Source organism: Kineococcus endophyticus, from assembly GCF_040796495.1.
GTDB lineage: Bacteria > Actinomycetota > Actinomycetes > Actinomycetales > Kineococcaceae > Kineococcus > Kineococcus endophyticus.
Genome location: NZ_JBFNQN010000011.1, coordinates 92305 through 106313, shown reverse-complemented (window position 1 = coordinate 106313; position 14009 = coordinate 92305). Strand labels below are relative to the sequence as shown.

The following is a 14009-nucleotide window of genomic DNA, read 5'->3' as shown; positions in this document are numbered from 1 at the left end:
GTCGTGAACCTCGCCCCCGCCGCGTGGCCGCGCGCGGACGTCGTCACCGACGCGCGCGCCCGCCGGTTGCTGGTCTGGGAGGTCGTCGCGGTCTTCGCGGTCTCCCTGGGGATGAGCGGGGTGCGGGCGCTCGTGAGCTTCGTCGGCATCCTCACCGCGCCGGTCGCGATCAACGCCCAGACCTCGACCGTCCTGGGCAGCTACGCCCCGGACCGGCCCTGGCTGGACCTGGCGCTGCAGCTGGTGTCCATCGCGTCGGGGCTTGCGCCGGTCTTCCTCGTCGGCTACCTGCTGGCCCGGGACGGACGATCGCTGCGGACCCTGGGCTTCGACGGCCACCGGCTCGGCCGCAACGTGCTCGCCGGTCTGGGCCTGGCAGCCGTCATCGGCGGCTGCGGGCTGCTGCTGTACCTGGGCGCGCGGTCGGCGGGGCTGAACACCAACGTGGCCGCCTCGACCCTGCCGGACACCTGGTGGGCCGTGCCCGTCTCGGTCATGGCGGCGGCCGAGAACGGGATCCTCGAGGAGGTGCTCGTCGCCGGGTACCTGCTGCACCGGTTGTCCCAGCTGGGCTTCCGCTGGTTCCCGGCGCTGCTGGTCAGCGCGCTGCTGCGCGGGTCCTACCACCTGTACCAGGGCGTCGGCGGCTTCGTGGGCAACGTCGCGATGGGTCTGGTCTTCGGCTGGGTCTACCAGCGGTGGGGCCGGACGACGCCGCTCGTCGTCGCGCACACGGCCATCGACGTCGTCGCCTTCGTCGGGTACGCAGCCCTCGTCGGGAAGGTGAGCTGGCTGCCCGGATGAACCTCGCCTACGGTGGGTCCGGTCCGCAGGACGTCGATGTCCACACTCGACCGACCGCAGGAGTTCCCATCCCGTTCTCGATCAGCACCTCCGTCTGGCTCACGATCGGCGTCGCCCTCGTGGCCGCCGCCCTGGCCGCGACCGTCGGCGAGCTCGTCGCCCTCGGCGTGCGCCGGCTGGGCCGCAAGCACGAGATCCTCGCCACGCTGGCCCAGCGCGGGCGCCGTCCGCTCGCCGGGTTCCTCGGCACGATCGCGGCCATCGCCTCGCTGAGCATCTACACCCAGCCCGCGGACTGGCGCGAACCCACGCTGACGGTCCTGCGGCTGGTCGCCGTCGCGTTCGGGGCGGGGCTCGCCATCGTCGCCGCGAACGTCGTGCAGGACGTGCTCCTGCTGCGCTACCGCATCGACGTCGCCGACAACCGGCGGCAGCGGCAGCGCCGCACGCAGGTGGCCCTCGTGAAGCGCCTCGTGGTCGCGCTCATCATCGTCGTGGCGGTCGCCGCCATGCTGCTGACGATCCCCGGCGCCCGCGGCATCGGGACGAGCGTCCTGGCCTCGGCGGGGTTGCTGTCCGTCGTCGCCGGTCTGGCCGCGCAGACGTCGCTCGCGAACGTGTTCGCCGGTCTGCAGATCGCCTTCACCGACGCCGTGCGCGTCGACGACGTCGTCGTCATCGAGGACGAGTACGGCAACATCGAGGACATCACGCTGACCTACGTCGTCGTGCGGTTGTGGGACCAGCGCCGGCTGATCCTGCCCTCGACGTACTTCACGACGACCCCGTTCGTGAACTGGACGCGGAACTCCGCCGACATCATCGGCGCCGTGGAACTGTCGGTGGACTGGACGGTCCCGGTCGAGCAGGTCCGTTCCCGCGCAGAGCGTTTCGTCCGCGCCCACGAGCTCTTCAACGGCCAGACGTTCTCCGTCGCCGTCACCGAGACGAGCCCGCAGGCCGTGACGCTGCGGGTCCTCGTCAGCGCCGACTCCGGTGGCGACCTGTTCGACCTGCGCTGCGCCGTGCGCGAGGACCTCGTGGGGTTCCTGCAGCGCGAGCACCCCGACGCGCTGCCCAAGGTGCGCCTGGTCTCCCCCGGGTCCGACTCCCTCGTCCACGCCCCCGCGCACGTCCCCGCCCAGGTCGCGCACCGGTCCTGACCGCGCCGCCCGCTGGGGTGTGAGCCAGCTCTCACCCCGGCAGCGGCGTGACCGGGCTCAAGGCGGGACCCGGTACCAGTCGATGCACAGGCACGTGCCTTTCGCGTCCCTCGTCCCCCTGCTCGGTCTGCTCGCCGCCGGTCTCGGCGTCCTCACCGGTGTCCCCCAGGTCCTGCGTCTGCTGAAGGACCCCGACGCGACCGGTCTGTCGTACTCCTCCGCGGTGCTGGGGGCCCTCGCGTCGGGCACCTGGCTCAGCTACGGCGTCGCCCTCCTCGACCCGGCGCAGCTCCTGGCGAACGTCCCCGGCGTCGTGTGCGCGGTCGTCACGGTCGTGCTCGCCGGTCGCCGCCTGCACGTGCCGCTGCGGCACGCGGTCGCCGCCGTCAGCGCCTGGGTCCCGGTGGTCGCCGCGGCGTTCGTGCTCGGTGGCCCGGTCGTCGTCGGGGTGCTGGGGACCACGGTCTCGCTCGTGAAGATGCTGCCGCAGATCGTCACCGTCTTGCGCCGCGCACCGCTGACCGGCCTGGCGCCGTCGACGTTCGTCCTGACCCAGGTGTCCGCGACGCTGTGGACGGTCTACGGCCTGGCGACCGGGCAGGGTTCGGTCGTGGTGTGCTCGGCCGTCACGGTCGTGCTCGCGGGGGTCGTGCTGTCCCGCCGCTGCCCGCCGCTGGCGGTGGCGCGCGCCCTGCACGCCGGTCGCTTCGGCGTGCCCGGCCAGCTGCTCGTGCGGCCGTTCGTGCTGGCCCGCCGCGCCACGCTCACGCTGGCGGCCTGAGCTCCTTCTCCAGGTGGGCCAGGGGCACGCCCCGGTCGTCGACCGACGGCTCGCGCTGCACCCGCACGTACCCGGCCCGCTCGTAGCGGGCGACCGTCGCCGTCGACCGTCCACCGGTGAACAGGGCGAGCCGGTGGACCGACGGCGGCAGGGCCTCCTCCAGAGCGGTCAGCAGCGCGGTGCCGATCCCCTCGCGCTGCCGGTCGGGCGCGACGGCGAGCCGGCCCACGTGGCCGACGTCGCCGTCGAGGCGGACGCGGACGCCGCCCACGAGGCGCCCGCTCGCGGTCGCGGCGACGAGGACGACGACGGCCGGGTCGGTCAGGACGGCCCGCACCGCGTCGAGGTCCTCGCGCATGGGCGGCAGGAACGGGTCGCCGTAGCGCTGGGCCTCGGCGACGAACGCGGCCCGCTGGACGGTGAGCAGTTCCCCCGCGTCACCGTCCACCGCGGGCCGGACCCGCACGCCCCCCGCCGTCAGGCGCTCCGTCAGCGCAGGAACCACTGCCCCGGCGCCGCGAGCTCGTCGACGCTCTCGGGACCCCACGTGCCGGGCGCGTAGGGCTGGACCTCCGGACGGTCCTGCGAGAACCGCTCGATGCAGGTCCACGCGGCGCGCAACCCCTCGACGCCGGTGAACAGCGACCGGTCGCCCGTCAGGACGTGCTCGATGAGGTGCACGTACGGCAGCGCGGGACTCGTGCCCTCGAAGGAGTCCAGCGGCAGCGTCGCGGTGCCCTGCGCCAGGCCCCCCGCCACGCCGGGACGGCGGACCGTGACGGCCACGTCGAACGCGCCGCCCTCCAGGAGGGAGAAGCTGATCGTGGAGGGTGCCACGTCCTGACCGGCGTACGGGCCGTCGGCGGGTGCCTTGAGGACGAGCGTGACGCGCTGCTCGTCGGCGGCCATCTTCTTGCCCGAGCGCAGCAGGAACGGCACGCCCCGCCAGCGGTCGTTGTCGACCCAGACCCGGCAGGCGGCCAGGGTGTCGGTGGTGGAGTCGTCCGGGACCCCGTCGATGTCGGTGTACCCCTCGAACTGCCCGAGGACGACCTCGGCGGGGTCGAGTTCGCGGAAGTCCTGCAGCGCAGCGTCTCGCGCGGCCTGCAGCGCCCCCGGGCCGAGGTCGGCAGGCGGTTCCATCGCGACGGTCGCGGCCATCTGGAACAGGTGCGTGACGATCATGTCGAGGAACGCGCCGGTGGCGTCGTAGAAGCTGGCGCGCTGGGCGACGTCGAGGGTCTCGGCGATGTCGACCTGGACCTGGGCGACGTGCTCGGCGTTCCAGATGCCCGCCAGCCACGGGTTCGCGAAGCGGGCGTGGATGACGTCCTGCTGCGCCTCGAACGCGAGGAAGTGATCGATGCGGAAGACCTGCTCCTCGTCGAACACGCGCTGGACCTCGGCGTCGAGTTCCTCGAACGTCTCCAGCGACGTGCCGTAGGGCTTCTCGTAGACGACACGGGACCCCTCGACGAGACCGTGCGCCGCGAACGCCTTCGTCGTGTCGAGGAACGCGCCCGGCGGGATGGCGAGGTAGTGCACGAGCTGGACGTCGTCGCCCAGGTCGGCCCGGGCCTCGCCGAGCACGTCGAGCAGCTGCCCCGGGTCGTCGGCCGTGAACCCGCCGCCGGCGAACAGGAGGTTGGCGGAGAACTCGTCCCAGGGGCCGTCGGAGGGCTGCGGGCCGAACTCCTCGAGGGCCTCGCGCAGGAAGTCGCGGAACTCCTCGTGCGACTTCTCCCCGCGGCCGCTGCCGATGAGGCGCCACTGCTGCGGCAGCCGGCCGAGCCGGGCCAGTTCGAAGAAGGCCGGCGAGACCAGCCGGCGGGACAGGTCCCCGGTGGCCCCGTAGACCAGGAAGATGGTCGGGCGGTCGGTCGCCTCGGACTGCTGTCCGGGCTGCTCTGCGCTCTGGCTCACACTCGGCACCGTATTGCCCGCCCCGAGGCGGCGCGCACCGGGTCCGGCTCCGGTGTCCCGTGCCCACCGCCCACCGGACCAGGACCGGTCTCACCCACCGGAGGTGCGCGCCCGGCCGAAGCTCAGGCCGAGCACGGCGACACCCGTGGTGAGGAGCGCACCGACGACGTCCTGCCGCCCGGACCGTGCGTCTGAGCAGGCCGTCACGACCTCGATCGACTGGTCGCCGAGGTCACTACCGCCGAAGGCAGAACCGCACCCGAAGCTCGTCAGGGGCGTGGGGGCGATGCCGAGCAGGAACCCGCCGACGAGCAGGGCGCCCGCGGCCAGGCGCAGGGAGAGGGCGTGCACGGTGGTCTCCTCCGGGGGTCGGTGCGCCGACGCTAGCGCTCCGCCCCCGGCAGCGTGGCCAGCATCCGACCAGGCACCGAGACCCGGACCTCCGGCACCCCGGGCGGGGTGGGGACCAGCCCGACCCCGCCGTCGAGGCCGTACCGCTAGGGTGTGCCCGTGACCACCACCGCTCCCCGTCAGGGAACCGCCCGCGCACTGCGCAGCGGTGCGTGGTGGTGGGTGTCGGCGGTCGCCTGACGCTCCCAACGTCCCGGTGGCCGCCCTCGTCGAGAGGCCGGACACCGGACGACCCCTCGACGGACGGCTCCCCCAGCCCCTCGAGGAGAACCCATGACACCCGGCCAGACCCCTGACCAGTCGATCGCCGACCTGCTGTCCCCCGGTGCGGGCCCCTTCGCCCTGCTGCGCCGCCTCGACCCCCGCACCGGTCTGCCCGGCCCGGTCGAACTGCTGCGCGGCCCCGTCGAGGTCGTCGAGCGCCTCGCCGACGTCCCGCTGCGCCCGGCCGCCGAGCAGGTCGGCCGCGACGCCCTGGCCCTCGTCCCGTTCCGGCAGCTGCGGGAACGGGGTTTCGAGGTCCACGACGACGGCACCCCGCTGCAGGTGCTGCGCGTCGAGTCCGCCGTGGACCTCGCGCTCGAGGACGCTTTGCGCGCCCTGCCCGACGACGAGGTCGCCCTGCGCGACGTCGCCCCGGACCTGTCGGACGAGGACTACGCCGACGTGGTGCGCCGCATCATCGACGCCGAGATCGCCGAGGGCAGCGGCGCGAACTTCGTCATCCGCCGCGACGTCGACGGCGTCATCGACGGGTTCTCCGCCCGCACCGCGCTCAGCCTGTTCCGCCGCCTGCTCGTCGCCGAGCAGGGCGCGTACTGGACGTTCGTCGTCCACGTCCCCGCAGGCTCCGACACCGAGGCGGGCTCCTCGCGCACCCTCGTCGGCGCCTCGCCCGAGGTGCACGTCCGGATGGCCCGGGGCGAGGTCGTCATGAACCCCATCTCCGGCACGTACCGCTACCCCGCCACCGGCCCGGACCCCGACGGTCTCGTGCAGTTCCTCACCGACCCCAAGGAGGTGGAGGAACTGTTCATGGTGGTCGACGAGGAACTCAAGATGATGTGCTCCGTCGGCGACCTCGGCGGCGTCGTCCACGGGCCGTACCTGCGGGAGATGGCGAACCTCGCGCACACCGAGTTCGAACTGCGCGGGCAGTCCACCCTCGACGCCCGGGAGGTGCTGCGGCAGACCATGTTCGCCGCCACCGTCACCGGTAGCCCGGTGCAGAGCGCGTGCCGCGTCATCCGCCGCTTCGAACCCTCCGGCCGCGCCTACTACGCCGGGGCGCTGGCCCTCCTGGGCCACGACGGCGAAGGTGCGCAGACCCTCGACTCCCCCATCCTCATCCGCACCGCCGACGTGCGCGCGCAGGGTTCCACCGCGACCGTCCGCGTCTCCGTCGGCGCCACCCTCGTGCGCGGTTCCACCCCCGAGGGCGAGGTCGCCGAGACCCACGCCAAGGCCGCGGGCGTCCTGCGCGCCCTCGGTGCGCTGCCCCCGCTCCCGCCCCGCACGGGCACCGACGGCGCCCCCGTGCGCCGGGTCCCGCTGGCCTCGGACCCGCGGATCGCCACGCTGCTGGCCTCGCGGCGCGACCGGCTCGCGACGTTCTGGCTCGAACCGCAGGCCGCGCCCACGGGCCCGGTCCTCGGCGAGGCGCTCGTCGTCGACGCCGAGGACACGTTCACCGCGATGCTCGTGCACCTGCTCGCCGCGGCCGGGCTGCGCGCCCGTGTCCTGCGCTACGACGACCCGGCCCTCGACGGCGCCCTGGCGGCCCACGACGGTCTCGTCCTGCTCGGTCCCGGACCCGGCGACCCCGAGGACGCCTCGGACCCGCGCATCGCCCGCCTGCAGGGGCTCGCCCGGGACCTCTCGGCCGCGGCGCGGTCCGGGGGGAACCCGCTGCTCGGCGTCTGCCTGGGTCACCAGCTGCTGTCCGGCACGCTGGGTCTTCCGCTGCGCCGCAAGGACGCCCCGCACCAGGGCACCCAGCTCGAGGTGGACCTGTTCGGGAACCCCGTGACCGTCGGGTTCTACAACTCGTTCACGGCGCGCCTCGACGAGGCCGACGCGGCCCGGCTGACGGCCGAGGGCGTCGAGGTCGCGACGGGCCCGGCCGACGAGGTCGTCGCCGTCCGCGGGGAGGGTTTCGCGGGGATCCAGTTCCACCCCGAGTCCGTGCTGACCCTCGGCGGGCCGGCGGTCCTGCGCGGCCTGGTGGAACCCCTGCTCACGCGCCGGGGCTGACGAGACCGATCTCGTAGCCGAGCACGACGGCCTGGACGCGGTCGCGCAGCCCCAGCTTGGTGAGGATGCGGCTGACGTGCGTCTTGGTCGTCTGCTCGGCGATGAACAGTTCCGCGGCGATCTCGGAGTTCGACAGGCCCCGGGCGATGCAGACGAGCACCTCGCGTTCGCGCGGTGTGAGGTCGGCGACCGCGGCCGGGGCGTGCGCGGCCCGCTGCCGCGTGGTGACGAAGTGCTCGATGAGGCGGCGGGTGATGACGGGTGAGAGCAGCGAGTCCCCCGCCGCCACGGCCCGGACCGCGTCGACCAGGGCCTCCGGGGTGGCGTCCTTGAGGAGGAACCCGCTGGCCCCGGCCTGCAGCGCCGAGAACACGTAGTCGTCGACGTCGAACGTCGTGAGGACCAGGACGCGCGGCGCCGGGTCGAGGCCCGCGGCGACGATCCGCCGGGTGGCCTCCAGCCCGTCGAGCACGGGCATCCGCACGTCCATGAGGACCACGTCGGGGCGTTCGCGGGTGACGACGCGCACCGCCTCCTCGCCGTCGGCGGCCTGCCCCACGACCTCGATGCCGTCCTGGGCCGACAGCAGCGCGGAGAACCCCGCGCGGATCATCGCCTGGTCGTCCACGACGACAGCGCGGACGGGGCGCTCGGCGGGGTTCGCAGCGGGGTCCTGGAGGCTCACGCTCCACCCTCCCACGGCAGCGTGACGCGCAACGAGAACCCGCCGTCGTCCGTCGGCCCCGCCTCGACGGAGCCGCCGAGCAGGGACGCGCGCTCCCGCACGCCGACGAGGCCGTGACCCCCCGAGTCGGCGGGCACGACGGGGGCCGCCCCGTCGGCCTCCGGCACCGGTCCGTTGCGGACCTCCACCACGAGGACCGGCCCGTCCGCCCCGACGTGGACGGCCACGTCGACCAGCACGACGGCCCCCGTCGCGTGCCGGACGACGTTCGACAGGCCCTCCTGCACGATGCGGTGCACGACGACCCCGACGGCACTGGGGACGGCCCTGCGCTGCAGCGTGTCCGCGACGTGCAGCGACACGGTCGACCCGGCCCGGCGGGCGCCCTCGGCGAGGTCGGCCAGTCCCTCCAACCCGGCGCGGGGGGCGAGTTCCGCCCCGTCGGCGGAGTTCCGCAGGACCCCCAGGAGGGTGCGCATCTCGGCCATCGCCGTGCGCGACTGCGCCGCGATGTCGTCGAACTCGGCGCGTGCCTGCGGGGACAGGTCCGGGATCCGGTACTGCGCCGTGGTGGCCTGCACCCCGATGACGGACATGCTGTGCGCCACCACGTCGTGCAGTTCCCGGGCGATGCGGTTGCGCTCCTCGACGACGACGCGGCGCGCCTGCTCGAGTTCGGTGTCGCGCCGCGAGCGGGCCAGTTCCTCGCGGACGCGGCGGCGGGCCCCGATCGCGCACCCCGCGCCCAGGACGAGGGCGGAGTTCGACGTGTAGACGACGAGGTTCACGACGTCGGCGTCGGAGTTGTTGAGGACCCAGGCCACGACGATCGTCACCAGCAGGCTGCCGAGCCACGCCGTGACAGCCGTGCGGAACAGCCGCCGCGCCCCGAGCACGCCGAGGACGAGGGCGAACGTCAGCAGGCTCGGGACCGTCCACGGCCAGGGTCCGCGGTCGGGGTCGGCGCCGACGGCGACCAGGACGACACCGAGCAGAGCGGCGGCGGCGCCGAGTTCGGCACGCCACATCGCCGTGACGAGACCGCCGCACTGCAGCAGCACCGCGACGAGGGCGAGCTCGGCCGCGACGCCGTGCACGGCCGCGCTGACGGGTGCGCCGACGGCGTAGAGGGTGATGGCCAGGAGCACGACGAGGGTGCGGCCCGTGGCCCACGGGGCGAGCGCGGTGCGGACCCGGCGCACCCGGGGTGCCCGGAAGGCCCTTGGTGCCCGACTCGGGCGCGGCTCAGCCCGCGAGCGACGCCGCAAGGAGCCCACCCCCCTCGCGCACGGCACGCAGGGCGGCGCGGACGAGCGCCCGCACCCCCAGCAGCGCCCCGCCGAGCGCGAGCCCGGCCAGCACCGTCAGCCACGGGCGGGCCAGCAGCTCGGCCACGAGCCCCGGCCCCGTGGCGGCGAGCCGTTCCCCCGTCAGCAACCCCAGGCACAGCAGGACGCTGACGCGGACCGCGGTGCACAGCGCCACCCAGGCGGCGAAGCGGCGGTAGCGGACCCCGGCCCAACCCGCGGCGAGGAAGGCCGGGACGGCTCCGACGTCGACGAGCTTGGCGCCGGCGACGAGGGCCGGCAGGTGCTCGGTGGCGCGGCGGGCGAGCGCGTCCTGCCGGTCGGCCGTGAGCCCGAGCCGGGCCGCGAGCGCCGCCGCGCCCCGCCCGGACCGCCCGGCGCGGCCCGCGCGGCGGGTGAGCCGGCCCAGGAGGAACAGCCCGGAGTCCAGGACGAGGTCGGTGCCGAACGCCAGCAGCCAGACCGCCACGAGCGCCGCGTGCCCGGCGCCGACGAGGGCTCCGCCGGCGAACGTCGCCACCGGCCCCTCGGCCACCATCGCCGGCAGCAGCGCCGCGTACGGGCCGTGCAGCAGCCCCGTCCAGTAGTCCATGGGTCCAGTCCACCGCACGCGCCACCCCCGGGTCGTCACTCCGGGGGCGGCGTCGGGGCGTAGCTCCCCGGTAGGGGGTCGGGCCGGGCGGTCACAGCCGGGGGTCGACCGGTTCGGACTCCAGCGCCAGCACGCCCACGACGCACTCGTGGACCCGCCACAGCGGTTCGCCCCGCACCGCCCGCTCCAGCCCCTCCAGGCCGAGCGCGTGCTCGCGCAGGGCCAGGGAGCGCTTGCGGCCCAGGCTGCGCTGCCGCAGCCGCTCCAGGTGCTCGGGCTCGGCGTAGTCGGGCCCGTAGACCAGCCGCAGGTACTCCCGGCCGCGGACCTTCAGCGCGGGCTGCACCATCCCCGTGCCGGTCCGCACGCGGTTGGCCAGGGGTTTGACGACCATCCCCTCCCCGCCGGCGGCGGTCAGCCCCTCCCACCACGCGGTCCCCTCGGCGCAGGACGCGGCGTCGGTGACGTCCACCCGCAGGCGGCGCGTCGGGGTGAAGCGGTCGGACGCGGCGACGAGCCGGTCCGCGACGCCCAGGTGCCAGTCGTGCGGGCGGTCGGCGAACGTCGCGCTGCTCGCGGCGGGCACCGCGAACGGCGCGAACCGGACGCCGTCCAGGCCCTCGGTGGGCCAGCAGTAGCGTCGGTAGGCGTCGGTGAACCGTTCGACGTTCTCCACGCGGGACCGGGTGCGGGACAACAGGTCCGCGACGTCGAGCCCCCGAGCGGCGGCTCGTTCGAGGGCGCCGACCGCGACGGGCAGGGCCGCCCGGCCGGCCGCGCCCATCGCGGCGAAGCGACCGCGCAGGAGTTCGCGGGCCTTGGCGTCCCACGGCAGCAGTTCGCCGTCGAGCAGGACCCAGTCGCCGAGCTCGTCGAACAGACCGGTGGTCTCCAGCGCCGTACGCAGCTCCCCGACGAGGACCTCCGTCGCGGCGGGGTCGAAGAAGCTGCGCCCCGTGCGGGTCCAGACGGCGCCGAGCGCCCCACCGGGAGCCCCGAACCGTTCCCGGGCCACCCGCTCGTCGCGGCAGACGAGGGCGAGGGCCCGCGACCCCATGTGCTTCTCCTCGCACAGCACCTCGGCGACGCCCTCGGCCGCGTAGGCCGTGAACGCCTCGTCGGGGTGCTCGAGGTGTCCCGGACGGCGCGAGGTCGGGACGGGCGCCGTCGTCGGGGGCAGGTGCAGCAGCCACCGCGGGTCGACGGCGAAGCGTGACACGACCTCCAGGGCCGCGGCCGCGTTCTCCTCCCGGACGGTGACGCGGCCGTGGTCGGCGGTCTCGACGACGCGCTTGCCGAGCACGTCGGTCACGTCGAGGACGTCGGGGTCGCGCACCGCCGCCCGTGCCGCGTCGGCGGTCTCGGCCGACGTCGGGAACGGGCGGGCCGGTGCGTGGTGGACCCGGCGCGCCGGGACGGCGACGAGCTCGCGCTCGGGGTACCGCAGCGCCGTGAGGTGGCCGCCGAAGACGCAGCCGGTGTCGACGCAGATCGTCCTGTTGACCCACTCCGGGGTCGGCACGGGCGTGTGGCCGTAGACGACCGTCGCGGCGCCCCGGTAGTCCTCCGCCCACGGGTACCGCACGGGCAGTCCGAACTCGTCGGTCTCCCCCGTCGTCTGGCCGTAGAGGCAGAACGCCCGCACCCGGCGCGAGGCGCGGCCCTGGTAGCGCTCCAGCAGCCCGGCGTGAGCGACGACGAGCCGGCCGCCGTCCAGGACGTAGTGGGAGACCAGGCCGTCGAGGAACCGCTCGACCTCGCGGCGGAACTCCTCCGGTTCGGCGGCCAGCTGCTCCAACGACTCCGCGAGGCCGTGGCTCACCTGCACCTGCCGGCCGCGCAGGGCGCGCAGCAGCTTGTCCTCGTGGTTGCCCGGCACGACGAGGGCGTGGCCGGCGGCCTGCATGCCCATGACCAGGCGCAGGACGCCGGGGGTGTCCGGGCCGCGGTCGACGAGGTCGCCGACGAAGACGGCCCTGCGGTCGGCGGGCGGCACGGCGTCGACGGCCCGGCCCTGGGAGTCGGTGACGAGCCGGTAGCCGAGCTCGGTGAGGAGGTCGGTCAGCTCCTCGCGGCAGCCGTGGACGTCGCCGACGACGTCGAAGGGGCCCTGTTCGGAGCGCAGGTCGGTGAACAACCGCGTCCGGATGACCGTCGCCGCCTGCACCTCCTGCACCCCGCGCAGCACGTGGACGACGCGGAACCCCTCGCGCTGCAGGTTCTTCAGCCCGCGCTGCAGGTCCGCCCGCTGCCGGCGCAGGACGTGGGCGCCGAAGCTGCGGTCGGTCCGCTCGGCGTTGCGGGCCGCGCAGACGTCGAGCGGGACGTCGAGGACCACCGCGACGGGCAGGACGTCGTGGGACCGGGCCAGGTCCACGAGGGAGCGGCGCGCCGACGGCTGGACGTTGGTCGCGTCGACGACCGTGAGCCGGCCGGCGGCCAGCCGCTTGCCCGCGATGAACCCGAGGACGTCGAAGGCGTCCGCGGTCGCGGACTGGTCGTTCTCGTCGTCGGCGACCAGGCCCCGGCAGACGTCGCTGGACAGGACCTCGGTCGACAGGAAGTGGGTGCGCGCGAACGTCGACTTGCCCGAACCGCTCGTCCCCACGAGGACGACGAGGCTCAGCTCGGGGACGGTGACCTCGGTCATGCCGCCACCTCCCCGTCGGTGCGCGAGAACACGGCCAGCTGGGTGGGGGTCCCGGTCGCGGCGTCGGCGGCGCCGATGCCGAGGAACCGGACGGAGTACCCCCACCGCGCGGCGACGGCGCCGACCCAGTCGGCGAACTCGGCCCGTGTCCACTCGAACCGGTGGTCGGGGTGGCGGAAGCCGCCGTCCTGCAGGGAGGGGTAGTGCACGTTGTGCTCCGCGTTCGGGGTGGTGACGAGGACGTGGGTGGGCGCCGCCTCGCCGAACACCACGCGTTCGAGGGCGGCCAGCCGCGGCGGGTCGACGTGCTCGACGACCTCCATGAGGACGGCGGCGTCGAAGCCGCGCAGGCGCTCGTCGCGGTACGTCAGGGAGCTCTGGAACAGCGTCACCCGCTCGTCGTGGCGCTCGTCGAGGTGCAGGCGGCGGGAGGCCTGCCGCAGGGCCCGCACGGAGACGTCGGTGCCCGTGAGCGCCGTGAACCGCGCGTCGGTGAGGAGGGCGGCCAGCAGCTGCCCCTGCCCGCAGCCGAGGTCGGCCACGCGGGCTGCGCCGAGCTCGCGCAGGACGGCCACGACGGCGTCCCGGCGCTGGACGGCGAGCGGGGTCGGCGCGTCGGCGGCTTCCTCCACCTCCGCCTCCGCGCCCTCGGCCTCCCGCAACCGGTCCAGGGCGTCGGCCACGAGCGGCCGGGAGTGCCGCAGGTACCGGCGGGTCACGAGCTCGCGCTCGGGGTGCCCGGCGAGCCAGGACCCGCCGCGGCGCAGCAGCTTGTCGACCTCGTCCCGACCGACCCAGTAGTGCTTGGTGTCGTCGAGGACGGGCAGCAGGACGTAGAGCTGGGCCAGGGCGTCGGCCAGGCGCAACTCGCCCGTCAGCACGAGGTCCACGTACGGCGAGGCACCCCAGCCGGGCACGGTCTCGTCCAGCGGCACGACCGTGGTCTCGACCGTCCAGCCGAGCGGGCCGAAGAGCCGGCGCACCAGCTCCTCGCCGCCGGCCCCGCGCTCGCCCGCGCACGGCACGGCGGGCACGTGGATGCGCAGCGGCCAGCGCACGCTCAGGAGGTCGGGACGGGCCGTGCAGCGACCCGCGAGGGCCGTGGCGAAGACGCGCCCGAGGGCGACGGACAGCAGGCTCGACGCGGCGTAGGGCCGGTCGTTGACGTGGTCACCGGCCAGCTCACCCCGCCCCGCCCGCGCGAGCGCGACCGGGTCGACGTCGAGGACGACCGCGACCTCGTGCTCCTCGGGTCCGCTCACGGGCGCCAGGACGTGCGTGGTGACGGCGCCGTGCTCGGCGACGTGGACGCGGTCGGGGTGCTTGTGCAGCAGGAACCCGAGGTCCCCCGCGGGGACCCCGGACGCCGGCCGCCTGGCCGTCAGGGTGAGGATCACGCCCCAGCTGATCACGGTGGGGCCCTCGGGCGCAGGCGGTTTG

Annotated in this window: 12 protein-coding genes; 4 read left to right on the top strand and 8 right to left on the bottom strand. The window is 74.9% G+C overall.

Translation table 11 applies throughout. The annotated features are described in order from the left end of the window. Positions 1 to 3 precede the first annotated feature (3 nt). The 3 genes from AB1207_RS16350 to AB1207_RS16340 all read left to right on the top strand — a co-directional run bounded on the left by AB1207_RS16350 (position 4) and on the right by AB1207_RS16340 (position 2748). Complete coding sequence (locus AB1207_RS16350) at positions 4 to 804, top strand: CPBP family intramembrane glutamic endopeptidase (protein WP_367639452.1); 801 nt, start codon at positions 4 to 6, stop codon at positions 802 to 804. Beyond that, complete coding sequence (locus AB1207_RS16345; protein ID WP_367639451.1) at positions 801 to 1967, top strand: mechanosensitive ion channel family protein; 1167 nt, start codon at positions 801 to 803, stop codon at positions 1965 to 1967. The genes AB1207_RS16350 and AB1207_RS16345 overlap by 4 nt, the downstream gene beginning before the upstream one ends. 94 nt (positions 1968 to 2061) lie before the next feature. Further along, positions 2062 to 2748 (top strand): SemiSWEET family transporter, encoded by a 687-nt coding sequence (locus AB1207_RS16340; RefSeq protein WP_367639450.1) that lies wholly within the window; start codon positions 2062 to 2064, stop codon positions 2746 to 2748. Here AB1207_RS16340 and AB1207_RS16335 read toward each other — a convergent pair. The 3 genes from AB1207_RS16335 to AB1207_RS16325 form a co-directional block, all read right to left on the bottom strand. Then, positions 2732 to 3214 (bottom strand): GNAT family N-acetyltransferase, encoded by a 483-nt coding sequence (locus AB1207_RS16335; RefSeq protein WP_437178959.1) that lies wholly within the window; start codon positions 3212 to 3214, stop codon positions 2732 to 2734. The genes AB1207_RS16340 and AB1207_RS16335 overlap by 17 nt on opposite strands. A gap of 23 nt (positions 3215 to 3237) precedes the next feature. Next, positions 3238 to 4671 carry a glucose-6-phosphate dehydrogenase gene (locus AB1207_RS16330; RefSeq protein ID WP_367639449.1) on the bottom strand — a complete coding sequence of 478 codons (1434 nt, stop codon included), beginning with the start codon at positions 4669 to 4671 and terminating at the stop codon, positions 3238 to 3240. Positions 4672 to 4761: 90 nt separating this feature from the next. Further along, on the bottom strand, positions 4762 to 5022 hold the full coding sequence (locus AB1207_RS16325; protein ID WP_367639448.1) for a hypothetical protein: 261 nt from the start codon (positions 5020 to 5022) through the stop codon (positions 4762 to 4764). Between the two features lie 333 nt (positions 5023 to 5355). Between AB1207_RS16325 and AB1207_RS16320 the strand changes: the two genes are divergently transcribed. Then, positions 5356 to 7335: an anthranilate synthase family protein gene (locus tag AB1207_RS16320; RefSeq protein WP_367639447.1), complete on the top strand. Its 1980-nt coding sequence runs from the start codon at positions 5356 to 5358 to the stop codon at positions 7333 to 7335. Here the strand turns inward: AB1207_RS16320 and AB1207_RS16315 are convergent. The 5 genes from AB1207_RS16315 to AB1207_RS16295 form a co-directional block, all read right to left on the bottom strand. Next, the gene (locus AB1207_RS16315; RefSeq protein ID WP_367639446.1) at positions 7319 to 8020 is read right to left on the bottom strand and encodes a response regulator; all 702 of its coding nucleotides are present in this window, start codon (positions 8018 to 8020) and stop codon (positions 7319 to 7321) included. The two genes, AB1207_RS16320 and AB1207_RS16315, sit on opposite strands and share 17 nt — an antisense overlap. Further along, on the bottom strand, positions 8017 to 9222 hold the full coding sequence (locus tag AB1207_RS16310) for a sensor histidine kinase (protein WP_367639445.1): 1206 nt from the start codon (positions 9220 to 9222) through the stop codon (positions 8017 to 8019). The genes AB1207_RS16315 and AB1207_RS16310 overlap by 4 nt, the downstream gene beginning before the upstream one ends. Positions 9223 to 9265: 43 nt before the next feature. Further along, a complete protein-coding gene (locus tag AB1207_RS16305; protein ID WP_367639444.1) occupies positions 9266 to 9919 on the bottom strand; it encodes a hypothetical protein in 654 nt (217 codons plus the stop codon). 91 nt (positions 9920 to 10010) lie between these two features. Next, positions 10011 to 12569: a polynucleotide kinase-phosphatase gene (locus tag AB1207_RS16300; protein WP_367639443.1), complete on the bottom strand. Its 2559-nt coding sequence runs from the start codon at positions 12567 to 12569 to the stop codon at positions 10011 to 10013. Further along, positions 12566 to 13981 (bottom strand): 3' terminal RNA ribose 2'-O-methyltransferase Hen1, encoded by a 1416-nt coding sequence (locus AB1207_RS16295; RefSeq protein ID WP_367639442.1) that lies wholly within the window; start codon positions 13979 to 13981, stop codon positions 12566 to 12568. Before AB1207_RS16295 ends, AB1207_RS16300 begins: the two co-directional genes overlap by 4 nt. Positions 13982 to 14009 lie beyond the last annotated feature (28 nt).

Excerpts from the sequence above, each read along its gene's own strand:
- AB1207_RS16345 (WP_367639451.1), top strand. The coding sequence starts at position 801 with ATGAACCTCGCCTACGGTGGGTCCGGTCCGCAGGACGTCGATGTCCAC.
- AB1207_RS16320 (WP_367639447.1), top strand. The coding sequence starts at position 5,356 with ATGACACCCGGCCAGACCCCTGACCAGTCGATCGCCGACCTGCTGTCC.
- AB1207_RS16305 (WP_367639444.1), bottom strand. The coding sequence starts at position 9,919 with ATGGACTACTGGACGGGGCTGCTGCACGGCCCGTACGCGGCGCTGCTG.
- AB1207_RS16300 (WP_367639443.1), bottom strand. The coding sequence starts at position 12,569 with ATGACCGAGGTCACCGTCCCCGAGCTGAGCCTCGTCGTCCTCGTGGGG.